A 24,272-nucleotide genomic window follows, 5' to 3' on the forward strand; every position below is an offset into this window, starting at 1 on the left:
CGGTTTCAGGCGACGAGCGGGTTGGAATATCCGGCCACCAGCTTGACGAGGTCGGCTTGTCGCCGGACGCCGGTCTTCCCGTAGAGCCTGCCAAGATGGGTTTTGACGGTGGTCTCGGCGCTGCCGAGCGCCTCGGCGACTTCCGGCACCCCGCCCACCTCGACGATGGCGAGCAGCACCCGCAGCTCCATTGGCGTGAGCCTATAGGTCTCGGCAATCACTTCCGGCATTGAGGGCGTATCGAGCGCGGCCTTGTGCACGAACAGCATGGCGGCGGCCCTATATGTGACGCCCGCCTGGCGCCGCGCGCCCGAGCTGAGCGGCAAGACATGTGCGAGGTAGCGCTCGCCGTCGGGCTTTTCGAGCGGCATGGCAATGCCCTTGACGCCGAGCACAGCGTCGCCCTCGCCGGCCGCCATGAAGGCCTCATGCAGGGCCGCATCTACCTCGCCGTCGCTCGCCGCAAGCTTTGGTCCGGCTGCGTGTAACACCGCACCCTCAGCCAGCATCGCATGACCTGCGGCATTGGCATGCACGATGCGCCCCCTCGCGTCGACGAGGAACATGCTGGCGTTGATGCCGTCGAGCGCGTCGGTGAGTGTCGCGGCCTCCTCGGTCTTGGCCTCGATCACCTTGCCGATCAGCACGGCGCGGCGCACGTGCGGCGCGATCAGCCGCATGCGGTGGCGCGCTTCATCGTCAACCAGGCCGTCGCGTTCGTGGCGGAATATCGCGAAAAAGGCGGCGCTCGTCGCCGTCTTGTCGAGCGCGACGTTCAAGGTGTCGACGATACCCTGTGGGCGCCCCCATTCCTGATAGGCGCGTGTTGCAAGAAACTCGTCGTAGGGAAGGATATCCGCCACAGCGACCGGTTCGCCAATCTCGGCGAAGTAGTGACCGATTGTGAGCGGGTCGAGCTTTACGATTCTCTCGAAGTAGAGCTGCTCGTAGTAAGGATCGATGCCGCAGTAGTAGACGGCGTTTCCGGTCTTGCTGGCAGCATCCTTGGAAAAGAGCGCTGCCGCCGAGCCACCAATGAACCGCGCGCACGTCTCCAACACCCCGGGCCACAGCTCAGGGTCCAGGGCCGCATCGTAGATGTCGCCGATCAGGGCGGAAAGTTCGCCTTTCTGCATGGACTCAGCCTCGCGGGCTGGGCGAAGAGCGGAAGCACCGTCTCTCAAGCATAGTCCATTTGGACAGGAGCACCAGATGGGCCAAATGCCTGGGAATCGGGCGACACGGGCCAAACCCCCATCCTCGGCAACCTCCGTGGGCGCTCCCGTATCCTCCGATCGGATGACGCGAGCGTGCCCGCGATTGTGCTGTCCTCCGACCTACGCCCCTGCGGCAGGAGGATGCGGCCATGGCCACTGTCTTTGGAACGAGCGGCAACGATGTCATCAATGCGACTTATGTCGATGCGTTTGGAAATAGCGTCAGCGATGCCAACGATACGGTCTTCGCAGACCCCGGCAACGATCTGGTATTCGGTCTCGGCGGTAACGACGTTCTAGATGGCGGCGCCGACAACGACGTACTAATCGGCGGTCCCGGTGCCGACGCTCTCTTCGGCGGTACTGGCAACGACACGGCAAGCTACGCGACGTCGGCCGCGGGGGTGACGGTCAGTCTCGCAGCCGGCGTCGGCGCCAACGGCGATGCCGAGGGCGACACGCTGAACGGTATCGAAAATCTCACCGGGTCGGATTTCAACGACGTTCTTATCGGCGACGCTTCCGCCAACCGGCTTATCGGCGGAGCGGGTAACGATGTCATCGCTGCCGGGGTAGAGGATTTCATCTTGGGGGGCGGCGGGATCGACACGGTCACCTTCCTGTTCTCGGCGGAGGCCGTCAGCATTAATCTACTCTCCGGCGGCAGCATCCAGGGGATCGAATCGGTCATCGGCAGCAATTTCGACGACACGATAAGAGGCGATGACGGCGACAATTTCCTTGACGGTGGCGCTGGCGACGACGAGCTCCTCGGTGAATTCGGCGACGACGAGCTCGAAGGCGGCGACGGCAACGACCGACTCGATGGCGGCGGCGGGAATAACACGCTCTCCGGCGGCCCGGGCAACGACACCTATATCGTCCGCGCACTCACCGACCACGTGTCCGAGGGCATCGCGTCAAGCGGCGTCGACGCCGTGCTCTCCTCGATCACGTACAGCCTTGCCACCGATGCCTCCGGCGATGTCGAGAACCTGACGCTCACCGGCAGCGGTGCGCTGAACGGTACCGGCAACGGTCTCGCCAACGAGATCACCGGCAATGCCAGCGCCAATAAGTTGCTCGGCCTCGGCGGCAACGATTTCCTCTTCGGTCTTTCCGGCAACGACAAGCTCTTTGGCGATGCGGGTAACGACACCCTGACAGGCGCCAAGGGGCGGGACGTCATGTTCGGCGATGCCGGCCGGGACATCTTCGATTTCAACGCGATCGCCGACAGCAAGAAGGGCGCGCAGCGCGACAAGATCAACCACTTCAGCCGCGGCCAGAACGACAAGATCGACCTCGAGGACATCGACGCCAAGACCGGCGTCTCCGGCAACAACAAGTTCAAGTTCATCGGCAAGGACGACTTCCACGACAAGAAGGGCGAGCTTCGCTACGAGGACAAAGGCTCGAAAGTCATCGTTCAGGGCGACGTCAACGGCGACGGCAAGGCCGATTTTGAGATCTTCGTGAAGGTGGGTGCGCTGAGCTCGGGTGATTTCTTTCTCTAAGCCCCGCCGACCACCATCCGGGCTTTGACAAGGCCAATGGCCGCTAATCCAGTGTCCGGCGGAAGCGGAACAGCGCGAGCGCCATCGCCGCCGCGGTGAACAGCACGAGCGCCAGCACGTCCAGCTGCATGTCGGCGAAGCCGTTGCCCTTCAGCATGATGCCGCGCACGATGCGGATGAAATGGGTTAGCGGCAGCGCCTCGCCGATCCATTGCGCCCAATCCGGCATGCCGCGGAACGGGAACATGAAGCCCGACAAGAGAATGTTCGGCAGGAAGAAGAAGAACGTCATCTGCACCGCCTGCAGCTGGTTCTCGGCGATGGTCGAGAACGTGTAGCCCACGGCGAGATTGGCGGCGGCGAACAGAGTGGACAGTGCCACCAGGAGCCACAGGCTCCCCATGATCGGCACGCCGAACAGCACATGCGCCGCGCCGAGGATGATGCTCATCTGCACGAAGCCCACGAGCACGAACGGCGCGATCTTGCCGATCATGATCTCGACCGGCTTGATCGGCATGGCGAGCAGACTCTCCATGGTGCCGCGCTCGATCTCGCGCGTCACCGCGAGCGCGGTGAACATCATCATGGTCATGGTCAGCACGACGCCGAGCAGCCCCGGCACGATGTTGTATTGCGTGAGGCCTTCCGGGTTGTACCTTCGCTGCAACCTGATCTCGAACGGCGGCGCCCGGGCTTCGATGGAGGCGTCCGGCCGACGCAGGTCGCGCCAGAGCGCCGTGTCGGTCAGGCCTTCGAGCGCGGCGATCGCCGTGCCTGTCGCCACCGGGTCTGTCGCGTCGGCGATCACGAGCAATGCCGGTCTGTCGCCGCGGCGCACGTCGCGCTCGAAGCTCGCCGGGATCTCCACCGCGAACTGCGCCTCGCCGGAGCGGATCATGGCGTCGAGCGCGGCCGGGTCGCGCACTTGTGTGGTGAACTCGAAATAGTCGCTGTTCTTCATCGCCTGGAGCACGGCGCGGGTCAGCGGCCCGTCGTCGCGCACCAGCACCGCCGTCGGCAGCTGCTTGGGGTCGGTGTTGATGGCGTAACCGAACAGCACGAGCTGAAGGATGGGGATGATGATCATGGTGGCGAAGGTCATGCGGTCGCGCCGCATCTGCACGAACTCCTTCACGATCATCGCCCAGGTGCGCTTGAGGAAGCCGGGATCGGCCCGCGTCACGATGGGGCGTCTGTAGGCGGGCGCCTTCATGCGAAATTGTCCTTCGACTTGTCCATCAGGTCGATGAACACGTCCTCGAGCGAGGGCTCGCCGCGCGTCCAGCGATGCGCGCCATTAGCTTTCTTCGCTGTTGCGATCGCCGCATCGAGCGCGCGCCTGTCGCGGCCGGAGACGTGCAGCTCGGCGCCGAACGGCGCCACCATGTCGATGCCCTCGCGCGCCTGAAGTGCGAGCGCCAGCTCGTGCAGGCCTTTGCCCGACACGATCCACGTGCTGAGGCCCGACTTCGCGACCACTTCGTGCGCCGTTCCCTTCGCCAGCAGCTCGCCGAAGGCGATATAGGCGAGTTCGTGGCAACGCTCGGCCTCGTCCATGTAGTGGGTGGACACCAGCACGGTGATGCCCTCCGCCGCGAGCCCATGGATTTCGTCCCAAAACTCGCGTCGCGCCTTTGGATCGACGCCTGCGGTCGGCTCGTCGAGCAGCAGGAGCTGCGGGTCGGGCAGGATGCAGGCGCCGAGCGCGAGCCGCTGCTTCCAGCCGCCCGACAGTTCGCCGGCGAGCTGCTCGGCACGCCCCTTGAGCCCGAGCCGGTCGATCGCCTCTTTCGCCGCAGCCTTCGGGTCGGGCACGCCGTAGACCCGCGCCACGAACTCGAGGTTCTCGCGGATGGACAGGTCCGTATAGAGGCTGAAGCGCTGCGTCATGTAGCCGACATGGCGCTTGATGGAATCCTGCTCGGTGAGGATGTCGTAGCCGAGGCAGGTCCCCTCACCCGCGTCCGGCGTCAGCAGCCCGCAAAGCAGGCGGATCGTCGTCGTCTTGCCGCTGCCGTTCGGCCCGAGAAAGCCGTAGATTTCGCCCTTCGGCACCTTGAGGCTCAGGTTCCGCACCACCGTGCGGGCGCCGAAGCTCTTGGTGAGCCCTTGCACGTCGATGGCGATCTCCTTCATTGCCGCACCACCTGCTCCCCTGGGCCGAGCGCCACACTCACCGGCTGGCCGGCGGTGAGCTCGGCCGCCGCCTCGCCCGGCAGGGCCTCGACCAGGAACACGAGCTTCTGGCGCTGCTCGCGCGAGAAGATCACCGGCGGCGTGAACTCCGCCTCGCGGGCGATGAAGCTGATCTTGGCGCGCAAGTCGGGCGGGCAGCTATCGCAGGTGAGCGTGACGGTCTGGCCGACATGCAAGGTCGCACGCACGGGCTCGGCCACGAAGAAGCGCACCTTGAGATTGCCCGGCGGCAGGAGCGAGACCACCGCCTGCCCTGCGTTCACCACTTCGCCCGGGCGGAAATAGACCTCTTCCACGGTGCCGCTCTCAGGCGCGAAAACCTGGCGCTTGCCGAGATTCTTCTCCGCTTCGGCGAGCGCATGGCGCGCCGCCTCGACGCTTGCCGCCGCCGCCTCGATCTGGCCCGAGCGGCCGGGGAGCTTCGCCGCCTCGATGCGCCGATCGGCCTCCTTGACCGCAGCTTCGTTGCTGTCGTGCTGCGCCACCGCCTCGTCGAGCTGCGCCTTCGACACCCAGCCTTTGTCGAACAGCGCCCGCACGCGCTCCAGATTCAATTTGGACTGCTGGAGCATGGCTTCGGCGCGCGTGAGCGCCGCCACCAGCACCTCGATCTCGCGCGGCCTCTGGATTTCCGCCTTGGCGTCGGCGAGCCGGGCCTCAGCTTCCAAGAGCCGCGCTTTGGCCGCGGCGACGGAGGCCTCCTGCTCGGAGCTTTCCAACGTGAAGACCGGATCGCCGGGCGAGACTCTGTCGCCTTCCTTCACGCTGAGGCTCTCGACCCTGCCGCCCTGCTCGGAGCCGACCAGTACGAGGTCCGCCTCCATGTAGCCGGGAACACCCGCCTCATCGTTGGCCGGGAACGTGGCCAGCAGAAACGCAACGCCGAGCACGACAAGCCCGGCAAGGATGATGGGGAGGCGTTTCATCGCGTGTCCTTCGCACGCCCCGGCGCCCTGATCGCGTCGAGCAGAAGATCGATATGCGTCTTGATCAGTGCGTCGGTGTCGAGATGGTGGTGCCGCTCGAACAAGGTGCGCCAGATGACCGCCATGAGCGCCGGCGCGATGATGAGCTGCGGAAAGTCGCGGAGCGGCGTCTCGCGGAACTCGCCCCGCTCGATGCCACGATCGATGAAGGTCTTGAGCGTCTCTTTGCCCTTCGAAATGACGTGGTCGTAGTAGAACGCGGTAAGCTCGGGATGCTTGGGTCCTTCGGCGATCAGGAGCCGCGCGATGAGGATGCGCCGCGACTTGACCAGCTCTTGCAGGAACGAGAGGAACGGCCCTTTGAGAAAGTCCTCGCACGACAGGTCCGTCGCCAGCATCCGGGCGCGCATCGCGTCGAACACCGGCGAGATGACGCTGCGGATCACCGCCTTGAACAGCTCTTCCTTGGTCTTGAAGTAGAGATAGGGCAGGCCCTTGGAGACCTTCGCCCGAGAGGCCACGTCCTCGAGCCGCGTCCCCGAATAGCCATGCGTCACGAACTCCTCGAAGGCCGCGGCGACGATCTCCTCGGGCCGGCTGTCCTTGCGCTCGCGTTTCCGCGGTTCCGTGGTCTTGCGCGCCGGGGCGATCTTTCGCGCCTTGAGGTGGTCCGTTTTGGCCATGTTTCGAGCCTTCCGCCCCTTTGCCGGCTTCTAGCCTGGGGCGCCACCCCTATATTTATGACTGACCGGTCAGTACCGCAATAGGCCGCAGTTGGGAACAGCTAACGCCCCGACTATTCCCTGCCGGGACCTCCGGGCCTTGATTGGCATCGAGAAGGCGGGCGCGAGCCCTAGGAGGCAGCCTCGTAGGGACAGCGGCCCTCGGGCGTGACCCGAGGGTCCGGCGCAGCGCTTCGCACACCCGCGCCGGCGATCTAGTCGTGCAGGTTTGTTGGCTGGAGTCCGGCGACGAGCCTCAGTTCGCTCATCATTGCATCGAGAATCCACTCCTCCACCTTGCCGCGATTCTCCAACTCGATTTGATCGAGCATGGCCGCGATTTCCGTGTCCGTCTGTCCCCGGTCGCGCATCTCGTTGAGCGCCTTGTTGAACTCGCAAAGCATTGGTTGCATAAGTTGCAACGCGAATTGCCTGCAGAACTTATCCATCAACCGAACACTCAAGCGGGCCGCGGCCTCGTGAGGGCGAGCTTCCAGCCGCCACCTTATCAACAGCCCAGTGACATGCGCTTGTCAGTGGACATTTTGTCGATTGGCGGCCTCACCGCCCGAAGCTTCAAGCACCGCAGAGCCATTCTCGTCAGCTACCGCAACGGACCAATGCGCTTTGCCACATGTGGCGCGGTCAGTCATCGCCGTACGTAGCCTTTTCGCAAATTCCTTGGCCGCAGCAGCGTCCGGAAAGACAGCCCCGGTGATATGCGGTGGCGCGGCAGCATCGCGCAGATAAAAGTAGAATCTCGGCATGGCGTGCTCCTCGTCTAAGGAGCAAACGCGAGCGGGGGCGCCCAAGTTCCTGCTGGGGTTTGGCGGCGATCCATCGCGTTAAGCTTTTCTCCACAACTCGCTGGGAACCAAGTCTAGCCAGGTGCGCTTAGGTAACAAGGGCACTGCCGGGAAAGTGGATGGCCTCATGGTTCACCATTCACCCCCGAACCACCGCGTGGCCCTGATTGTTGACGATGAAATCGCCTTCGCCATCGGCCTGAAAGGAGCCCTGCGCGCGCTCGGCTTCGATATTTGCGACTTGGCGACGGACGGAGAACAGGCCTACTGGCTTGCCCTGAGCGATCAGCCTGATGTTGTCGTGATGGATGTCTGTCTCGAAGGAGGTCGCGAAGGCGTCGAGGTCGCTAGGAGGCTTCGAAAGGTGTGCGATGCACCTATTGTGTTCGTCACGGGCTACACTGATGACGCGACCATGGATCGCATCCGCGACCGCGTACCCGGAGCGCGGGTCGTACACAAGCCGGTCTATCGCGATCGCCTGGCAGAGGCGGTGGCGGCGGTTGTCCCGGCTCACCAATAGGCGCTTTGCGGGCCGACTGAGCGAGAAAGCCTGCCCGACGGGCTCCACAGCCAGCCTCGGGAACCTCTTTTTCCTCCCCTGTCCAGGAACCTTTGGCTGACTGTGGAGTTGCTGCAGTTGGCCAGCGACCGCCTTGGCAAGGGGCACCAGAACTCCAATTGCAAATCGTGCCCAAGTGGTTGGCGTCCTACGATCTTCCTCGCCCTCGGGGGATGGGCACATGTTTCAGGCATTGCTCGAGACGCAGGCCTTTCAGGCATTGCTCCAGAAGCGAGCCGCTCATCGCGCATACAAAAGAACGGTCGACGAATATGTCGCGGTCCTGTTCTGCGGCTTCCCTGACAACATGCTGCCCTCGTTAAGGCAGCGAGTCGGCAATTGGGGTTTCGTGCGGCGGGGCCAAGCCGAAGGAACCGATGCTTGTGCCTGCGCCGTGCAGGTGGCGGTCCTCCTCACGAGGAAGATCATCGGTGCCTTGAACAAGCGGGAGCGCCAAGACCTCGAACAGGCGTTCCTGCGGAATGACGCCAGCAACCCGGCCTACAAGGGCTTCAAATGCATGCTTCAGGTCGTGGATCGGCTCGATGTCTCGCCCGCTCTCGTTTCGTACTTGAACACTGAGATAGCGGGGCAGCTTCGCGGCATGCCGCAGCAGGCGATTTTCAATTCGTGGGTAGAGGCGCAGATCGGCGGCGTCATGGACCGGCTGCGACAGCGATGCCTGGAGGAAGCGGAGCGCAAGGGAGACTCCTTCGCGCTGGCGGGCAGCTTGGCGGGCCGCCCGAACGCGCTTGCAGTCGCGGAGCATGAGCAAAGAGGCCTGCCGACGGGCAGCTTCTAGTCCAGGACCGCAAGCGTGGTGGGTGATGACGGGAGATCGACCTCATCCGGCTCAAGCGCGGGGAGTGGCGACTTCTCATGAAGGTTGGTTGACGGGGGCAACGCATGCCACGTGTCAGGTGACGCATACGACATGTCTATGGCCTCCGGCATGTCCGTAACGGCGGCAGGGAGCTCGCCGCGTTCGCCTGCGCCCGACGGCACCGGCTGAACAAGGGCTGCGCCCAGGAATACAGCTGAGAGCAGGAGTCGCATCATGGCCGCCTCGATCTCCCGGCAGGCCACCCGCCTTTACCCTTAACCAACGATGGCCCTCCTCCGTTCCAAAGGTCCGCTCATGACACGGGGCGCGTGCTTGGCTTGGGTGGCTAGTCGAAGAGCCGGTGGGGCAATCGTCTCGACCGGGCGCCTTGCGAAGCGCTTTTGGCTGGTAAGGCCCCGGAACACTCCCAACTATCGGGGCGTTATTTCAGGGAGATGGCGCCATGCAGAGCTTTGACACGGATCGCGAACGAGCCGCGCATGATCTGGCGCGGCGCATGTTCTTCAAATTGGAGAAGCGTGGCGACCGCTTCTTTCTATGCCGCAAGACCGGCGGCTTTACGCCGCAAGACAATCTGACGATCGAGGCGGTGGAGCAGCTCCTTGAGCTGTGGAAGCTTGAGGGTCCCCACGGCGGTTAGCTCCTGGGGCGCTTAGCCGGCGTAGCCAGCGCCGGCCGCAGTTGCGACCTCGCGATTGGAGAGCATTATGGCTGACATCCCTGCCTGGCACGCCAAGGGTGAATGGTTCGACGTATGCAGCTGCAACGTTCCCTGCCCCTGTTCTTGGGCCCAACCCCCCGACAACGACTACTGTGACGGTGTCCTTGTCTGGCACATCCGGGAGGGCCGCTACGGCGATGTCCCGCTGGACGGACTCAACGTCGTCGGCCTTGCCAGCTTCAAGGGCAACGTATGGGAGGGGTCTCATTCGGAACCCAAAATGGGCATCGTCATGGACGAGCGTGCGGACGAGGCACAGCGTGCGGCGCTCCAGATGATTTTCGGTGGACTGGCCGGTGGCTGGCCCACCCGCTTCGGCGAGATCTTCGGCCCCGAGATGCTGGGGCTCGAGTTTGCGCCCATCGAGGTGGAGATTGCGCCGGACCAAACCTCCTGGCGCGCGGTCATTCCGGGTCTCGTGCGTGCGGCGGCCAAGGCCCTGTCAGGCCCGACGAGCGAAGGCAAGCCACCTCGGATGCAGAACCTTCCCGGGTCCGAGACGGGACCCGGACAGGTCGGGACGCAGGGGAAGGCAACGGAGGACAAGGTCAATGCCTTCGTCTTCAAGTGGGACCGCGCCGGCAACTCCAGCAAGCACATCACCTTCGACTGGAGCGGTCCCGACGCGGCATAACCGGTCTCGGATTCGGCGCGCCGCCATCCCGTCATACCGGCGAAAATCCCTCCCCCTTGCAGGGGAGGATTATTCGGGAGGCAGGGCGCGTCTTGCAGAACTGTAAGTTGCGCAACCTGCGGGACCTAGCGGATAATCGGCGTCAAGGAGCGGTGCTTAGGCCTAGAATGGTCATGCAGGACAAACGCATTTGACGCTCTACGACGCTTTCATCTCCTATAGCCATGCCCAGGACAAGCCGATTGCCGGCGCGCTGCAATCGGTGGTGCAGAAGCTCGGCAAGCCCTGGTACCGGCGCCGGGCGCTGCGCGTGTTCCGCGACGACACGAGCCTCTCGGCCACCCCGCATCTTTGGCCGTCGATCGAGAAGGCGCTGTCGGAGTCTAGCCATCTGATCCTGTTCGCCTCGCCCGAGGCCGCCGCCTCCCCGTGGGTCTCCAAGGAGGTGGACTATTGGCTCAAGAACAAGACCCCCGACACCATGCTCATCGGTCTGACGGCCGGCGAGCTTGCCTGGAATGGCAAGACGGATGACTTCAAATGGTCGGCCAGGACGCCCCTCCCCAAAACGCTTAAGGGCCGCCGAAATGGGTCGACCTCCGGCCCTATCGCGACGGCGCCGATCCGCGCGACACGCGGTTCATCGAGCTTGGCGCGGACTTCGCCGCGGCCATCCGCGGCATGCCAAAGGAGGACCTCCTCTCGCAGGAAGTGCGGCAGCAGCGCCGCGCGCGCTCTCTCGCCATGGGCGCCGCAGCCTTGCTGCTCGTGCTCGCAGCCGCGGCGGTGTGGCAATGGTCGAACGCGGAAGAGCGCCGGAAGGTCGCCACGCACAACGAGAGCGTTGGCTTGGCTGCCCTATCGGTGAAAGCGCTCGGCGAGGGACGCCCCGTAGACGCTGTCCAACTAGCACTTGCGGCATGGCCGCGGGAAGGAAATGCCGACAGACCACAGTTGAAGTTGACGCTTGAGAGCCTCGGCACCGCCCTCCCGCAGCTTCGCGAGCGATTGCGGCTCAAGGGCCATGAGGGGACTCTCAATTCCGCCGCCTTCTCGCCCGATGGCTCAAAGATGGTGACGGCGTCGTCGGACGGGACCGCGCGGCTGTGGGAGGCAGCGACCGGTGCCGAGATCGCCGCGCTCGAGGGGCATGAGCGCGATGTCAAATCCGCCGTCTTCTCGCCCGACGGGACGAAGGTGGTGACGGCCTCCTATGATCGCACCGCGCGGCTGTGGGATGTGGCGACCGGGGCTGAGATCGCCGTGCTCAAAGGGCATGAGGGCCTTGTCCTTTCCGCCTCCTTCTCGCCCGATGGGACGAAGGTGGTGACGGCCTCCTCTGATAACACCGCGCGGCTATGGGATGCCGCGACCGGGGCTGAGATCGCCGTGCTCGAGGGGCATGAGAGCATTGTCAATTCCGCCGCCTTCTCGACCGACGGGACGAAGGTAGTGACGGCCTCCGATGACAAAACCGCGCGGCTTTGGGACGCCGCCACCGGGGCCGAGATCGCCGTGCTCAAAGGTCACGAGGACGATGTCAATTCCGCCGCCTTCTCGCCCGACGGGATCAAGGTGGTGACGGCCTCCGGGGACGAGACCGCGCGCCTGTGGGACGTGGCGACCGGCGCCGAGCTCGCCGTGCTTGAGGGGCATGAGCACCGGATCTTGTCCGCCGCCTTCTCGCCCGACGGGAGGCTCGTGGTGACGGCGTCATTGGACGACACCGCGCGCCTTTGGAACGCCGCCACCGAGGCCGAGATCGCCGTGCTCGAAGGGCAAGAGAGCTACGTCAAATCCGCCGCCTTCTCGCCCGACGGGACCAAATTGGTGACGGCCTCCAGTGGTCGCACCGCGCGGCTGTGGGATGTGGCGACCGGGGCCGAGATCGCCGTGCTCGAAGGGCATGAGGATCCGGTTAGTTCCGCCGCCTTCTTGCCCGACGGAACCAAGGTGGTGACGGCCTCCGATGATGGGACCGCGCGGCTGTGGGACGCCGCCACCTGGGCCGAGATCGCCGTGCTCAAGGGGCACGAGGGCTCCGTCCATTCCGCCGCCTTCTCGCCCGACGGGACGAAATTGGTGACGGAGGCGGACGACAAGACCGCGCGCCTGTGGGATGTGGCGACCGGGGCCGAGCTCGCCGCGCTCGAAGGGCATGAGGACAGTGTCACTTCCGCCGCTTTCTCGCCCGACGGGACCAAATTGGCGACGGCCTCCGAAGATGAGACTGCGCGCCTGTGGGACGCCGCCACCCGAGCCGAGATCGCCGTGCTCGAGGGGCATGAGAGCATTGTCAATTCCGCCGCCTTCTCGCCCGACGGGACGAAATTGGTGACGACCTCCTCCGATAACACCGCGCGCCTCTGGGATGTGGCGACCGGGGCCGAGATCGCCGTGCTCGAGGGGCATGGGTACTCTGTCACTTCCGCCGCTTTCTCGCCCGGCGGGACAAAGGTCGTGACGGCCTCTCAGGACTTGACCGCGCGGGTATGGGATGCCGCGACCGGGACCGAGATCGCCGTGCTCGAGGGGCATGAGAGCATTGTCAATTCCGCCGTCTTCTCGCCCGACGGGACAAAGGTGCTGACGGCGTCCGATGATGGCGCCGCGCGCATATGGGGCGCCGCAACCTGGGCCGAGATCGCCCGGCTCAAGCACCGGGGTAGGATCAACTCAGCCGCATTCTCACCCGACGGGACGAAGGTGGTGACGGCATCCTGGGACAACACCGCGCGCCTCTGGGACGCCGCGACCGGGGCCGAGCTCGCCGTGCTTGAGGGGCATGAGAGCACCGTCGAGTCCGCCGCTTTCTCGCCCGACGGGACGAAATTGGTGACGGCCTCCTGGGACGACACCGCGCGGCTGTGGGATCTGACGAAATTGGAGAAGGGTGACGGCTTTGCCATTGCCTGCGCGCGGCTCGGCAAAAACACCGATCTGACCGAGGTCCGCAGCCGTTATGGGCTCGGCAAGATCGCGCCGATCTGCGGCGAGCATGCGCCACTGCCGGTCGATCCGGGCAAGCTCAAGTGAGGGACTGCCTCAAGCCCGCGGATGCGCCGCCTCGTAAGTCTTGAGCAGATGCGCGCGGTCGACCTCGGTATAGCCTTGCGTCGTCGACAGGCTCGCATGGCCGAGCAGCTCCTGGATGGCGCGGAGGTCCGCGCCGGCGCCCAGCAAATGCGTGGCGAAGGAATGCCGCAGCGCGTGCGGCGTCGCGGTGTCCGGCAGCCCGAGCGCGGCCCGGGCGCGCTCAATGCGAAGCTGGATGATGCGCGGCGAGAGCTGCTTCCCCCGCGCGCCGATGAACAGCGGATCGTCCGCGCCGAGCTTCGCGGGCACGAGCGCAAGATAGCGCTCGATCGCCTGGCGCGTGATCGGCAGCACCGGCACCACCCGCGTCTTTGCGCCTTTGCCGGTGACACGCAACATGTCGCGGCCCTTGACCGGCGCGTCTCTCAGACGGAGCGACAGCGCCTCCGAGATGCGAAGGCCCGAGCCGTAGAGCAAGGTCAGCACCGCCGTGTCGCGGGCGAGGATCCACTCCGGCGCGTCCGGCGCGGCGATGTCGGCGCCGTCGACCAGCGCGGTCGCCTTCGGCGCGGTGAGCGGCTTCGGCACCGAATGCGGTAGCTTCGGCAGCTGGACGGCGCGGATCGCATCGTTCTTGCCAAGCCCCCGCCGCTCGAGGAAGCGGTAGAACATGCGAAGCGCGCTCAAACTGCGCGACAGGCTCCGGCTGCCGACGTCCTGCCCGCGCCGCGCCGCGAGGAACGCGCGCACGTCCCGCGCCGACAGCGTGAGCAGGAGCTTGAGGTCTGGCTTGCGCTTGAAATGGCGGGCAAGGAACCCGAGGAACTGCGTGAGGTCGCGCCTGTAGGCCTCGACCGTGTGGGCGGCAAGCTGGCGCTCGGTCATCAGATAGACGAGCCAGGCGTTCGCCGCGCGGTCCAAATCCGGCGCGGCGCCGATCCCCTTGGCCTTCCTGGCGCTCGATCTGGCCGCCATCCCGCCCCTCGACTTTGCCCGCCCCGCGCTACTATGGGTCGGTGAGTCGTTAACTGCCACTTAACCCCGAGCCCGCGCCCTGGCCAAGCCCAAACAAAAACCGAAGCCGAACCTCGCGACGGTGCCTGAGACCGTGCCGGTGCTGCTGCCGCTCGCGTTGCCGGCGCCCTACGACTATCTCGTGCCCGAAGGGATGCAGGTCGGGCCCGGCCGGTTCGTCGTCGTGCCGCTCGCCACGGTCGAATATCTCGCTTGCGTGTGGCGGCGCGCGGGAGAGGTGGCGCCGCAGGTCGAGCGCAAGAAGCTCCGCGAGATCGCCGAGGTGCTCGACGACGTGCCGCCTCTGCCGCTTGTCTCGCTCGACTTCGCCGACTGGGTCGCCGACTACACGCTTGCCTCGCCCGGCATGGTCTTGCGCATGATGATGAGCGCCGGCCGCGCCTTCGATCCGCCTGCGCCCCGCTATGGCGTGCGGCTCACTGGTGCTTCGCCCGCGCGGCTGACGCCGGCCCGCGCGCGAGTCATCGAGGCGGCGAGCAATGGACTCGTGTGGATCAAGTCCGCCCTCGCCGAAGCGGCCGGTGTCAGTCCTGGCGTCATCGACGGCCTGGTCGACAATGGCACGCTTCAATCCGAGCCGCTGCCGGACTGGCATGCGCTGCCCCTCGATCCGTCGCGCGAGCGCGCGCAGCTGACCGTGGAGCAGCGCGACGCCGCGAACGAACTTCTGCAACACACGAGCGATGGCTTCGCCGTGACCTTGCTCGACGGCGTCACCGGCTCGGGCAAGACCGAGATCTATTTCGAGGCGATCGCGCAATGCCTCGCGCGCGGCCGCCAGGCGCTCGTGCTGATGCCGGAGATCGCGCTGACCAGCCAGTTCATCGCCCGCTGCGAGGAGCGCTTCGGCGCCAAGCCCGCCGAGTGGCATTCGGGCATGAGCCCGGCGGTGCGCGGGCGGGTCTGGCGCGCGGTGGCGGAGGGCGAGGCGAAGCTCGTGGTCGGCGCCCGCTCCGCCCTGTTCCTCCCGTTCCCCGATCTCGGCCTCATCGTCGTCGATGAGGAGCACGACCAGAGCTACAAGCAGGAGGATCGGGTCGCCTATCAGGCGCGCGACATGGCCGTGGTCCGCGCGCATCTCGGTGCACAAGCCGCAATTGGCGCCAATCGCGCCACAACTGCCGCCAATCGCGCCGAAACTGGCGCCGAACCCGCCAAATTGAGCGCCGAACGCGCCGGAATTGGCGCCGAACGCGCCGGATTGAGCGCCGGTCCCGGGGGTGGGATTCCGGTGGTGCTGAGCTCGGCCACCCCGTCGATCGAGAGCCTGGTCAACGCCGAATGGGGCCGCTACCGCCATGTCCGGCTAGGTACCCGCTACAAGGCGGCCGGCCTTCCCGCCATCCAAGCCATTGATATGCGGAAGGATCCGCCGGAGCGGGGCAAGTGGCTGTCGCCGGTCCTGACCAACGCGGTGGCCAAGACCTTGGCGCGCGGCGAGCAGGCGCTGCTGTTCTTGAACCGCCGCGGCTATGCGCCGGTAACCCTTTGCCGAAAATGCGGATTCCGCTTCGAGTGCCCCAACTGCTCGGCCTGGCTGGTGGAGCATAGATTCCGCCGCCGGCTCGAATGCCACCACTGCGGCAAGTTCGTAGCAATTCCCGAGACTTGCCCGAATTGCGGGGCTGAGGAGTCGCTGGTCCCCTGCGGCCCCGGCATCGAGCGCATCGCCGAGGAGGTCGCGGAACGCTTCCCGGACGCCCGCCGCGTGCTGCTGTCGAGCGACCTGACGCCGTCGATTACCGAGCTTCGCCAGACCCTTAGGGAGATCGAGGAGCGCGAGGTCGACATCGTCATCGGCACCCAGCTCGTGGCCAAGGGCCATCATTTTCCGGGGCTGGCGCTGGTCAGCGTGGTCGATGCCGATCTCGGCCTCGCCCAGGGCGATCCGCGCGCCGCCGAGCGTACCTTCCAGCTCTTGAGCCAGGTCACCGGCCGCGCCGGCCGCGAGGCCATCGAAGGGCGCGGCCTGCTCCAGACCTATATGCCCGAGCACCCGGTCATCTCAGCGCTCGTCTCGGGCGACCGCGACGCCTTCTACACCCAGGAGATCGCCGCCCGCAAAGAGGCCAGCATGCCGCCCTTCGGCCGCCTCGCCGCGATCCTCGTCACCGCCGGCACGCGCGCCGCCGCCGAGGCTTACGCCCGCGAGGTCGCCCGCGCCGCGCCGCAAGCCGCGAAGATCCAAGTGCTTGGACCGGCCGAAGCGCCTCTGTCAGTGATCCGCGGCCGCCACCGCTACCGGCTCCTGGTCAAGGCCGCCCGCGAAGCCGACCTCCAGGCCTATTTGCGGCTCTGGCTCAGCCAGGCGCCGAAGCCACGCGGCGACCTCCGCCTCACCGTCGACATCGACCCCTACAGTTTCTTGTAGCGAGAGCGGCGCCACGCGGCCGCAGGTCGACCCCCCCATATTGCGCCCCTTTCCCCCCTGTGTTAGAGGCTCGCGCGGGGTTTCCGAGGGGACCGTTTTCGGGGGTTCCACCCGTTGACGCGGAGGCTCCAATCCCAGCATTTTCCGGGGTCCGAGGGTGGGTCGGCTAAAGGCGCCCGCCCCTGAGCAAGAGGCGTTTTTCGAGGTGGCAGGCGAGGAGCATACCGTATCGGGCGTTGCAGGCCGCTACGCCACCGCGCTGTTCGAGCTAGCCCTCGAGGAGAAGGCGCTCGACAAGATCGAGGCCGATCTCAACCGCTTCAACCAGGCGCTCGACGCCGTCGACGACCTGCGCCGCCTCGTCCAAAGCCCGGTATTCTCCGCCGAGGAGCAGGGCCGCGCGCTCGCCGCCGTCCTCGACGAGATCAAAATCGAAGGCCTCACCAAGAATTTCCTGCTGCTCGTCGCCAAGAACCGCCGCCTGTTCGCCGCCCCCGACATGATCCGCGCCTTTCGCGCGCTCCTCGCCGACCACAGGGGCGAGACGAGCGCGACGGTCACCGCCGCCTCCAAGCTCACCGAAGCACAGGCCACCGCGCTGAAGCAGGCGCTGAAAGCCGCGCTCGGCAAGGACGTCATGCTCGATCAGCGCATCGACCCGAGCCTCATCGGCGGCCTCATGGTCAAGGTCGGCAGCCGCATGGTCGACACCTCGCTTCGCACCAAACTCATCAGTCTCAAGCACGCCATGAAAGAGGTTGGCTAATGGATATCAGGGCCGCCGAGATCTCCGCGATCCTCAAGGAGCAAATCAAGAATTTCGGCCAGGAAGCCGAAGTCGCCGAAGTCGGACAGGTGCTATCCGTGGGCGACGGCATCGCCCGCGTCTACGGCCTCGACAAGGTGCAGGCCGGCGAGATGGTGGAGTTCGCCGACGGCACGCGCGGCATGGCGCTCAACCTCGAAGTCGACAATGTCGGCATCGTGATTTTCGGCGACGACCGCAACATCAAGGAAGGCGACATCGTCAAGCGCACCGGCGCCATCGTCGAGGTGCCGGTGGGCAAGGGCTTGCTCGGCCGCGTGGTCGACGCTCTCGGCAATCCCATTGACGGCAAAGGCCCCATCGAGGCGACCGAGAAGCGCCGCGTGGACGTGAAGGCGCCCGGCATCATTCCCCGCCAGTCGGTGCACGAGCCGATGCAGACCGGCTTGAAGGCCATCGACGCCTTGATCCCCATCGGCCGCGGCCAGCGCGAGCTCATCATCGGCGACCGCCAGACCGGCAAGACCGCCATCATCCTCGACACCATCCTCAACCAGAAATCCATCAACGCTCGCGGCGACGACAAGACGAATCTCTACTGCATCTACGTCGCCGTCGGCCAGAAGCGCTCGACCGTCGCCCAGTTCGTCAAGATCCTCGAGGACAACGGCGCGCTGCCCTATTCCATCATCGTCGCCGCCACCGCGTCTGACCCGGCGCCGATGCAGTTCCTGGCGCCGTTCTCCGGCTGCGCCATGGGCGAGTTCTTCCGCGACAACGGCATGCACGCGGTCGTGTTCTACGACGACCTCTCCAAGCAGGCCGTGGCCTATCGTCAGATGTCGCTGCTGTTGCGCCGTCCGCCCGGACGCGAAGCCTATCCCGGCGACGTGTTCTATCTGCACTCGCGGCTCTTGGAGCGCGCCGCCAAGCTCAACAAGGACAATGGCTCGGGCTCGCTCACCGCGCTGCCGGTGATCGAGACCCAGGCCAACGACGTGTCGGCTTACATTCCGACCAACGTGATCTCCATCACCGACGGCCAGATCTTCCTCGAGACCGACCTGTTCTATCAGGGCATCAGGCCGGCGGTGAATGTCGGCCTCTCGGTGTCGCGCGTGGGCTCCGCCGCGCAGGTGAAGGCGATGAAGCAGGTGGCCGGCAAGATCAAGGGCGAGCTGGCGCAATACCGCGAGATGGCCGCCTTCGCCCAGTTCGGCTCCGACCTCGACGCCACCACCCAGCGCCTGCTCAACCGCGGCGCACGGCTCACCGAGCTTCTCAAGCAGCCGCAGTTCTCGCCGATGAAGGTCGAGGAGCAGGTGGTCGTGATCTATGCCGGCGTGAACGGCTATCTCGATCCCATCAAGGTCTCCGACGTGGGCCGCTTCGAGGCCGAGCTGCTCCGCTTCATGCGCGCCGAGCATCAGGACATTCTCGACGACATCCGCGACAAGAAGGAAATCTCCAAGGAGACCGGCGACAAGCTCAAAGCCGCGGTCGACAAGTTCGCCAAGGCATTCGCGTGAGTTGATCCATGGCGTCGCTGAAGGAGCTCAGGAATCGCATCGCCTCGGTGAAGGCGACCCAGAAGATCACCAAGGCCATGCAGATGGTGGCCGCGGCGAAGCTTCGGCGCGCCCAGACCGCGGCGGAAGCCGCCCGGCCCTATGCGAGCCGCATGGAGGCCGTGTTGTCCAACCTCGCCGCAGCATTGGAAGGCCGCGAAGGCGGTCCGCCACTGATGGTCGGCACCGGCAAGGACGCGGTCCATCTGCTCATCGTCTGCACCGCAGAGCGCGGGCTGTGCGGCGCCTTCAACTCGTCCATCGTCCGCCTCGCCCGCGAGCACATCAATAGGCTTCAGGCCGACGGCAAGCGGGTGAAGATCCTCTGCGTCGGCAAGAAGGGCTATGACCAGCTGCGCCGGCTGTACAAGCCGCTCATCATCGACACCATCGAGTTCAGGGGGGTCCGCCAGCTTTCCTTCGAGCATGCCGAGCAGGTCGCCCAGAAAGTGCTCGCGCTGTTCGCCGAAGGCGCCTTTGATGTCGCCACCTTATTCTTCTCGCGCTTCAAGTCGGTGATTAGCCAGATCCCGACGGCGCAGCAGATCATCCCGGCATCGATCCCGGCCGGCGGCGCGGCCGCCACCGATCTTGGCGGCGCCGTCTACGAGTACGAGCCGAACGAGGCCGAGATCCTGACCGAGCTTTTGCCCCTCAACATCACCGTCCAGATCTTCAAGGCGCTGCTCGAGAACGCGGCGTCAGAGCAGGGCGCGCGGATGAGCGCCATGGATAACGCCACCCGCAATGCCGGCGACATGATCGGCAGATTGACCCTCAACTACAACCGGACCCGCCAGGCTCAGATCACCAAGGAGCTGATCGAGATCATCTCCGGCGCCGAGGCTTTGTGATGGACGCCGCCGCTTACCGGGAAATGGCCGAATTGGAGGACCGCCACTGGTGGTTCGTCGGACGCCGCGCGATCATCGATGCGTTGCTCTCGCGTCTACCCTTGAGCAAGAATGCCGAGATTCTAGAGATCGGTTGCGGTTCGGGCGGCAACTTTGCGATGCTTGCCCGATACGGGCGATTGTCGGCCGGCGAGTACAATGACGAAGCCCGCCGCCTGGCGGCCGGTCGCGGCGTTGCCGGCCGTGTCGTACCGTGTGCGTTGCCGGATCGCTTCCCCTTCGACGACGAAGTCTTCGACCTCATCGTCCTGCTCGACGTGATCGAGCATATCGAGGACGATCGCGCGAGTCTCGCTGCCATCCGCGCCCATCTTGCCGAGGCTGGCTGGCTGGTGATGACAGTCCCTGCATTTCCATTTCTGTGGTCGGCACACGACGTCCATTCTCACCATTGCCGCCGCTATACGCGCCGCGCGCTGAACGAAAGGCTGCGTGAGACAGGTTTCCGGCCTGGCTACCAGAGCTTCGCCAACTTCTGGCTGTTTCCGTTGGTTGCGCTGGGGCGAGCAGGCAAAAATCTGCTTGGCATCGGGGACCAGAGCGACCTCGCCATGCCGCCGTCGCTTATCAATTGGTTGCTCGCGCGCCTGTTTGCATCCGAGCGCGTCGCCATGGGCCGGTTTGCCCTGCCGTTCGGAGTATCCTACATCGTGACGGCACAACCGATCGCGCCTTAATGCAGTGTGAGACCAAAAGGAAGCCTTGAAATGGCAAAAAGATCACCCGTGGTCGCCGAGACCAAGAAGCAAGAGAAGCGGATCGCCGCAGGCAAAGGCCCCAAAGGCCATGTGCGCCAAGTCATGGGCGCTGTCGTCGACGTCCAGTTCGACGAGCAACTGCCGGCGATTCTGAACGCGCTCGAAACCGACAATCAGGGCAATCGCCTCGTGCTCGAGGTGGCGCAGCATCTCGGCGAGAACACCGTGCGCACCGTCGCCATGGACTCGACGGAGGGCCTGGTGCGCGGACAGGAGGTGGTCGATACCGGCGAGGCCATCGCGGTGCCCGTCGGCGACGAGACCCTAGGCCGCATCATGAATGTGGTCGGCGTGGCGGTTGACGAGGCAGGTCCCATCAAGACCGCGGAAAAGCGTCCGATCCATGCGCCGGCGCCGGCTTACGTCGACCAGTCGACCGAGGCCGAGATTCTCGTGACCGGCATCAAGGTCGTCGATTTGCTCGCGCCTTACGCCAAGGGCGGCAAGATCGGCCTGTTCGGCGGCGCCGGGGTCGGCAAGACCGTGCTCATCATGGAGCTGATCAACAACGTCGCCAAGGCGCATGGCGGCTATTCGGTGTTCGCCGGCGTCGGCGAGCGCACCCGCGAGGGCAACGATCTCTATCACGAGATGATCGACTCCGGCGTGAACAAGGACCCGCGCAAGGGCTCCGTCGAGGGCTCCAAATGCGCGCTGGTGTACGGCCAGATGAACGAGCCGCCGGGTGCGCGCGCCCGCGTCGGCCTGTCGGGTCTCACCGTCGCCGAGTACTTCCGCGACCAGGGCCAGGACGTGCTGTTCTTCGTCGACAACATCTTCCGCTTCACGCAAGCCGGCTCGGAAGTGTCGGCGCTGCTCGGCCGCATTCCCTCGGCCGTGGGCTATCAGCCGACCCTCGCAACCGACATGGGCGCGCTGCAAGAGCGCATCACCACGACGCAGAAGGGCTCAATCACGTCGGTGCAGGCCATCTACGTGCCGGCTGACGACCTGACCGACCCGGCGCCGGCGACCTCATTCGCGCATCTCGACGCCACCACGGTGCTGTCGCGCGGCATCGCCGAGAAGGGCATCTACCCCGCCGTGGACCCGCTCGACTCGACTTCCCGCATGCTGTCGCCGCTGGTCGTCGGCGAGGAGCATTACGCCGTGGCCCGCCGCGTGCAGGAGATCCTGCAGCGCTACAAGGCGCTGCAAGACATCATCGCCATTCTCGGCATGGACGAGTTGTCGGAGGAGGACAAGATCACCGTGGCGCGCGCCCGCAAGATCGAGCGCTTCCTGTCGCAGCCGTTCCATGTGGCAGAGGTGTTCACCGGCTCGCCGGGGGTGTTCGTCGACCTCGCCGACACCATCAAGGGCTTCAAAGGCCTGTGTGACGGCGACTACGACCACCTGCCGGAGCAGGCCTTCTACATGGTCGGCACCATCGAAGAGGCGGTGGCCAAGGCCGAGAAGCTCGCCGAGGCCGCCTGATGCCTGATCCATTCAAGTTCGAGCTGGTGTCGCCGGAGCGACTGCTCGTGTCCGGCGATGTGGAGCAGGTGCTGGTGCCTGGCGCCGAGGGCGACATGACCGTGCTCGCACGCCACGCGCCGGTGCTCACCACCTTGCGCCCGGGCGTGCTCGACATCGGCCTTCCCGGCGGCAAGCGTCAGCGCTTCTTCATCCGCGGCGGCTTTGCCGAGGTCAACCCGGCCGGCCTCACCGTTCTCGCCGAAACGGCCATCGATCTCGACGAGCTCAGGGCCGACCAGCTTGCGCAAGCGATCAAGGATGCCGAGGAGGACGTCGCCGACTGCGCCGGCGAGGCGCGCGACCGCGCGCAGACCAAGCTCGACCATTTGCGCCAGGTCCAGGCAGCGCTCCATCTTTAGGTTTATCGGCTGCCGAGCATGGGCGTGAACTCAGCCACCACCGCGGCATAGACGTCGCGCTTGAACGGCACGACGAGGTCCGGCAACTCAGCCACCGGCACCCAGCGCCACGCATCGAACTCGGCCTCGTGGCCTGGACGCTCAAGCTCGATCTCGCTCTCCTCCCCCTCGAAGCGGGCGGCGAACCACATCTGCTTCTGGCCGCGATAACGGCCGTGCCAGGCGACACCGATCAGCTCGCTCGGCAGATCGTAACGCAGCCAGTCCTTGGCGCGGGCGATGAAGCACACGCTGCTTATGCCGGTCTCCTCTTCAAGCTCCCGCCGCGCCGCAGTCTCGGGATCCTCGCCCTCGTCCATGCCGCCTTGCGGCATCTGCCACCAATTTCCTTTGCCCTCCGGCTCATTGCCGTGATCGGCGCGGCGGCCGACGAAGGCCAAGCCTTGCGCGTTCAGCACCATCACGCCCACGCACGGCCGGTAGGGCAGGCCCGCAGCATCTGTCATCGGAGAAGACTCAGCTCTGCCGCTGCGCCCGCACCGCGGCGCTGACCGGCACGAGAACGAGACCCTTGCCTTCGAGCGAACTGGCCCACTCGCCGATCTGCTTGACCGTAGCAGGCTCTGCCTTGGCAACACCGATCGCCGTGCCGCGCTCCTTGGCGGTGGCTTCGAGCTGCGCCAAGGCCGTGGCGAGTTCGGCGGCCGACTTCGCCTCGAGCCGCACCTGGGCCACCGCGTAGTCGAGACCCAGCGCCCCTGCCACCTGCCCGGCGGCCGACCCCTCCGCGCCGCCGTCATCCACATAGATGAGGCCCCGCCGCTTCAGTTCCTCGAGCACCGGTTGGAGCGCGCTCTGGGTTGCCTCGAACTTGGCGCCCATGTGGTTGGTCACGCCGACATAGCCGGTGTAGCGCGACATCAGCCAATGCAGCCGCTTGATGTTGTCTTCGGGGGGGAGGGTGGTGAGGAGGGTGTGGGGGCCGGGGTCTTCGTTCGGGTAGTTGTTCGGCTCCAGGGGGATTGCGAGGAGAACCTCGTGGCCGTCGGCGCGGGCTTTTGTCACCCACTCCTGGAGACGGCGCCCGTAGGCGCCATAGGCGATACTCACTGGCGGCGGCAGTCCCTTGATCACGTCGCCGTCCGGCGCGCCGGGAACGCCGAGCCCGCCGACCAATACCGCCACGCGCGCCGGCCCCCCGGCCGCTTGAGCGTAGCGCGATGGCCGCGCATAGACCTCGGCAGGGCGGCGCCCGTCGGCGGCGACCTTGGGCAGCGGCCCATATTGTGACTCCTCCACCAGCGCCGGCACCGGCACCGCCGCCAGCGTCACAGCGCCAGTCTCGTCGACCTCGGCCGCCGCCTCCGGCGGTGCGTCTGCCGGCATCGATGGCGATTCGACGCCTCCGAGCGCAGCCTGTTGCGTCTCCCCGCCTGCCGCGGCTTGCGACTCGGTCGGGGGCGCCTCGCCGTGGCGATCGGGAGCCTGCGGTAGCGAGCCTTCCGGCCCCGGCGCCTGGGGCGGCGGGGTGAGCTGGCCGGGCGTGACCGGTACCATTTCCGTGCCCTGATCGGGCGGCGCGAGTAGCGGCGCCTGGGGCTGCGCCGGCCCGGTCACGGCAAAGCCAGGCGGCAAGTCGACGCCGCGGGTGTCTCCATGTGGCGGAGGTGCCATGGGAGCCGTGGCGGGAGCGGCCGCCGGAGGTGCCGGCTCAACTTGGAGGACAGCGACGGGCTCGCCCGCATTGCCGCCCGGGAAGAAGACGAGCACGGCGGTGCCGAGCACCAGCGTCCAGAACACAATCCCAGCTGCGATGGCCAGGGCCTTCATGTTTTCGT

Annotated in this window: 24 protein-coding genes; 14 read left to right on the forward strand and 10 right to left on the reverse strand. The window is 65.9% G+C overall.

The annotated features are described in order from the left end of the window. Positions 1–5: 5 nt before the first annotated feature. Entirely contained in the window at positions 6–1,136 is a 1,131-nt protein-coding gene (locus tag ACRECX_RS04420) for a helix-turn-helix transcriptional regulator (RefSeq protein ID WP_431557598.1), read from the reverse strand. Between the two features lie 230 nt (positions 1,137–1,366). Here ACRECX_RS04420 and ACRECX_RS04425 point away from each other — a divergent pair, with 230 nt between their 5' ends. Beyond that, the gene (locus tag ACRECX_RS04425) at positions 1,367–2,734 is read left to right on the forward strand and encodes a calcium-binding protein (protein WP_431557599.1); all 1,368 of its coding nucleotides are present in this window, start codon (positions 1,367–1,369) and stop codon (positions 2,732–2,734) included. A gap of 43 nt (positions 2,735–2,777) precedes the next feature. On the opposite strand, the gene ACRECX_RS04430 is transcribed toward ACRECX_RS04425, so the two are convergent. The 6 genes from ACRECX_RS04430 to ACRECX_RS04455 form a co-directional block, all read right to left on the reverse strand. Then, entirely contained in the window at positions 2,778–3,950 is a 1,173-nt protein-coding gene (locus ACRECX_RS04430) for an ABC transporter permease (RefSeq protein WP_431557600.1), read from the reverse strand. Further along, entirely contained in the window at positions 3,947–4,873 is a 927-nt protein-coding gene (locus tag ACRECX_RS04435; RefSeq protein WP_431557601.1) for an ABC transporter ATP-binding protein, read from the reverse strand. The genes ACRECX_RS04430 and ACRECX_RS04435 overlap by 4 nt, the downstream gene beginning before the upstream one ends. Then, a complete protein-coding gene (locus ACRECX_RS04440; protein WP_431557602.1) occupies positions 4,870–5,859 on the reverse strand; it encodes an HlyD family secretion protein in 990 nt (329 codons plus the stop codon). The genes ACRECX_RS04435 and ACRECX_RS04440 overlap by 4 nt, the downstream gene beginning before the upstream one ends. Then, positions 5,856–6,542 carry a TetR/AcrR family transcriptional regulator gene (locus ACRECX_RS04445; protein WP_431557603.1) on the reverse strand — a complete coding sequence of 229 codons (687 nt, stop codon included), beginning with the start codon at positions 6,540–6,542 and terminating at the stop codon, positions 5,856–5,858. Before ACRECX_RS04445 ends, ACRECX_RS04440 begins: the two co-directional genes overlap by 4 nt. A 254-nt stretch (positions 6,543–6,796) precedes the next feature. Beyond that, on the reverse strand, positions 6,797–6,994 hold the full coding sequence (locus ACRECX_RS04450; RefSeq protein WP_431557604.1) for a hypothetical protein: 198 nt from the start codon (positions 6,992–6,994) through the stop codon (positions 6,797–6,799). Between the two features lie 120 nt (positions 6,995–7,114). Next, the gene (locus ACRECX_RS04455) at positions 7,115–7,348 is read right to left on the reverse strand and encodes a DUF6894 family protein (protein WP_431557605.1); all 234 of its coding nucleotides are present in this window, start codon (positions 7,346–7,348) and stop codon (positions 7,115–7,117) included. A gap of 196 nt (positions 7,349–7,544) precedes the next feature. Between ACRECX_RS04455 and ACRECX_RS04460 the strand changes: the two genes are divergently transcribed. The 6 genes from ACRECX_RS04460 to ACRECX_RS04485 all read left to right on the forward strand — a co-directional run bounded on the left by ACRECX_RS04460 (position 7,545) and on the right by ACRECX_RS04485 (position 13,184). Next, a complete protein-coding gene (locus ACRECX_RS04460) occupies positions 7,545–7,910 on the forward strand; it encodes a response regulator (RefSeq protein WP_431557606.1) in 366 nt (121 codons plus the stop codon). Positions 7,911–8,142: 232 nt separating this feature from the next. Continuing rightward, positions 8,143–8,751, forward strand: coding sequence for a hypothetical protein (locus tag ACRECX_RS04465; protein ID WP_431557607.1), 609 nt, complete (start codon positions 8,143–8,145; stop codon positions 8,749–8,751). Positions 8,752–9,235: 484 nt separating this feature from the next. Further along, the gene (locus ACRECX_RS04470; protein ID WP_431557608.1) at positions 9,236–9,433 is read left to right on the forward strand and encodes a hypothetical protein; all 198 of its coding nucleotides are present in this window, start codon (positions 9,236–9,238) and stop codon (positions 9,431–9,433) included. A gap of 67 nt (positions 9,434–9,500) precedes the next feature. Beyond that, positions 9,501–10,148 (forward strand): DUF1326 domain-containing protein, encoded by a 648-nt coding sequence (locus tag ACRECX_RS04475; protein ID WP_431557609.1) that lies wholly within the window; start codon positions 9,501–9,503, stop codon positions 10,146–10,148. Positions 10,149–10,338: 190 nt separating this feature from the next. After that, complete coding sequence (locus ACRECX_RS04480) at positions 10,339–11,016, forward strand: toll/interleukin-1 receptor domain-containing protein (protein WP_431557610.1); 678 nt, start codon at positions 10,339–10,341, stop codon at positions 11,014–11,016. Between the two features lie 86 nt (positions 11,017–11,102). Continuing rightward, positions 11,103–13,184, forward strand: a complete 2,082-nt coding sequence (locus ACRECX_RS04485; RefSeq protein ID WP_431557611.1) for a WD40 repeat domain-containing protein — start codon at positions 11,103–11,105, stop codon at positions 13,182–13,184. 9 nt (positions 13,185–13,193) lie between these two features. Here ACRECX_RS04485 and ACRECX_RS04490 read toward each other — a convergent pair whose 3' ends face one another. After that, on the reverse strand, positions 13,194–14,159 hold the full coding sequence (locus ACRECX_RS04490; protein ID WP_431557612.1) for a tyrosine recombinase XerC: 966 nt from the start codon (positions 14,157–14,159) through the stop codon (positions 13,194–13,196). A gap of 121 nt (positions 14,160–14,280) precedes the next feature. Here ACRECX_RS04490 and priA point away from each other — a divergent pair, with 121 nt between their 5' ends. The 7 genes from priA to ACRECX_RS04525 all read left to right on the forward strand — a co-directional run bounded on the left by priA (position 14,281) and on the right by ACRECX_RS04525 (position 22,434). After that, positions 14,281–16,590, forward strand: a complete 2,310-nt coding sequence (priA, locus tag ACRECX_RS04495; protein WP_431557613.1) for a replication restart helicase PriA — start codon at positions 14,281–14,283, stop codon at positions 16,588–16,590. A gap of 205 nt (positions 16,591–16,795) precedes the next feature. Further along, on the forward strand, positions 16,796–17,356 hold the full coding sequence (locus ACRECX_RS04500; protein ID WP_431557614.1) for a F0F1 ATP synthase subunit delta: 561 nt from the start codon (positions 16,796–16,798) through the stop codon (positions 17,354–17,356). Then, on the forward strand, positions 17,356–18,885 hold the full coding sequence (atpA, locus tag ACRECX_RS04505) for a F0F1 ATP synthase subunit alpha (RefSeq protein ID WP_431557615.1): 1,530 nt from the start codon (positions 17,356–17,358) through the stop codon (positions 18,883–18,885). Before ACRECX_RS04500 ends, atpA begins: the two co-directional genes overlap by 1 nt. Positions 18,886–18,893: 8 nt before the next feature. After that, entirely contained in the window at positions 18,894–19,778 is an 885-nt protein-coding gene (locus ACRECX_RS04510; protein WP_431557616.1) for a F0F1 ATP synthase subunit gamma, read from the forward strand. Next, positions 19,778–20,515: a class I SAM-dependent methyltransferase gene (locus tag ACRECX_RS04515; RefSeq protein WP_431557642.1), complete on the forward strand. Its 738-nt coding sequence runs from the start codon at positions 19,778–19,780 to the stop codon at positions 20,513–20,515. Before ACRECX_RS04510 ends, ACRECX_RS04515 begins: the two co-directional genes overlap by 1 nt. Positions 20,516–20,545: 30 nt before the next feature. After that, positions 20,546–22,033 (forward strand): F0F1 ATP synthase subunit beta, encoded by a 1,488-nt coding sequence (gene atpD, locus ACRECX_RS04520; RefSeq protein ID WP_431557617.1) that lies wholly within the window; start codon positions 20,546–20,548, stop codon positions 22,031–22,033. After that, the gene (locus ACRECX_RS04525; RefSeq protein WP_431557618.1) at positions 22,033–22,434 is read left to right on the forward strand and encodes a F0F1 ATP synthase subunit epsilon; all 402 of its coding nucleotides are present in this window, start codon (positions 22,033–22,035) and stop codon (positions 22,432–22,434) included. Before atpD ends, ACRECX_RS04525 begins: the two co-directional genes overlap by 1 nt. A gap of 2 nt (positions 22,435–22,436) precedes the next feature. Here the strand turns inward: ACRECX_RS04525 and ACRECX_RS04530 are convergent, their stop codons facing one another. After that, positions 22,437–22,940 (reverse strand): RNA pyrophosphohydrolase, encoded by a 504-nt coding sequence (locus tag ACRECX_RS04530; protein WP_431557619.1) that lies wholly within the window; start codon positions 22,938–22,940, stop codon positions 22,437–22,439. 10 nt (positions 22,941–22,950) lie between these two features. Beyond that, positions 22,951–24,264, reverse strand: a complete 1,314-nt coding sequence (locus ACRECX_RS04535) for a divergent polysaccharide deacetylase family protein (RefSeq protein WP_431557620.1) — start codon at positions 24,262–24,264, stop codon at positions 22,951–22,953. Positions 24,265–24,272: the final 8 nt, after the last annotated feature.

Source organism: Methyloceanibacter sp. (assembly GCF_050726195.1).
Taxonomy (GTDB): Bacteria; Pseudomonadota; Alphaproteobacteria; order Rhizobiales; family Methyloligellaceae; genus Methyloceanibacter.

Coding starts and splice junctions, on each gene's coding strand:
- ACRECX_RS04420 (WP_431557598.1), bottom strand. CDS start 1,136: ATGCAGAAAGGCGAACTTTCCGCCCTGATCGGCGACATCTACGATGCG.
- ACRECX_RS04425 (WP_431557599.1), top strand. CDS start 1,367: ATGGCCACTGTCTTTGGAACGAGCGGCAACGATGTCATCAATGCGACT.
- ACRECX_RS04430 (WP_431557600.1), bottom strand. CDS start 3,950: ATGAAGGCGCCCGCCTACAGACGCCCCATCGTGACGCGGGCCGATCCC.
- ACRECX_RS04435 (WP_431557601.1), bottom strand. CDS start 4,873: ATGAAGGAGATCGCCATCGACGTGCAAGGGCTCACCAAGAGCTTCGGC.
- ACRECX_RS04440 (WP_431557602.1), bottom strand. CDS start 5,859: ATGAAACGCCTCCCCATCATCCTTGCCGGGCTTGTCGTGCTCGGCGTT.
- ACRECX_RS04445 (WP_431557603.1), bottom strand. CDS start 6,542: ATGGCCAAAACGGACCACCTCAAGGCGCGAAAGATCGCCCCGGCGCGC.
- ACRECX_RS04450 (WP_431557604.1), bottom strand. CDS start 6,994: ATGCAACCAATGCTTTGCGAGTTCAACAAGGCGCTCAACGAGATGCGC.
- ACRECX_RS04455 (WP_431557605.1), bottom strand. CDS start 7,348: ATGCCGAGATTCTACTTTTATCTGCGCGATGCTGCCGCGCCACCGCAT.
- ACRECX_RS04470 (WP_431557608.1), top strand. CDS start 9,236: ATGCAGAGCTTTGACACGGATCGCGAACGAGCCGCGCATGATCTGGCG.
- ACRECX_RS04475 (WP_431557609.1), top strand. CDS start 9,501: ATGGCTGACATCCCTGCCTGGCACGCCAAGGGTGAATGGTTCGACGTA.
- ACRECX_RS04490 (WP_431557612.1), bottom strand. CDS start 14,159: ATGGCGGCCAGATCGAGCGCCAGGAAGGCCAAGGGGATCGGCGCCGCG.
- atpA (WP_431557615.1), top strand. CDS start 17,356: ATGGATATCAGGGCCGCCGAGATCTCCGCGATCCTCAAGGAGCAAATC.
- ACRECX_RS04510 (WP_431557616.1), top strand. CDS start 18,894: ATGGCGTCGCTGAAGGAGCTCAGGAATCGCATCGCCTCGGTGAAGGCG.
- ACRECX_RS04515 (WP_431557642.1), top strand. CDS start 19,778: ATGGACGCCGCCGCTTACCGGGAAATGGCCGAATTGGAGGACCGCCAC.
- atpD (WP_431557617.1), top strand. CDS start 20,546: ATGGCAAAAAGATCACCCGTGGTCGCCGAGACCAAGAAGCAAGAGAAG.
- ACRECX_RS04525 (WP_431557618.1), top strand. CDS start 22,033: ATGCCTGATCCATTCAAGTTCGAGCTGGTGTCGCCGGAGCGACTGCTC.
- ACRECX_RS04530 (WP_431557619.1), bottom strand. CDS start 22,940: ATGACAGATGCTGCGGGCCTGCCCTACCGGCCGTGCGTGGGCGTGATG.
- ACRECX_RS04535 (WP_431557620.1), bottom strand. CDS start 24,264: ATGAAGGCCCTGGCCATCGCAGCTGGGATTGTGTTCTGGACGCTGGTG.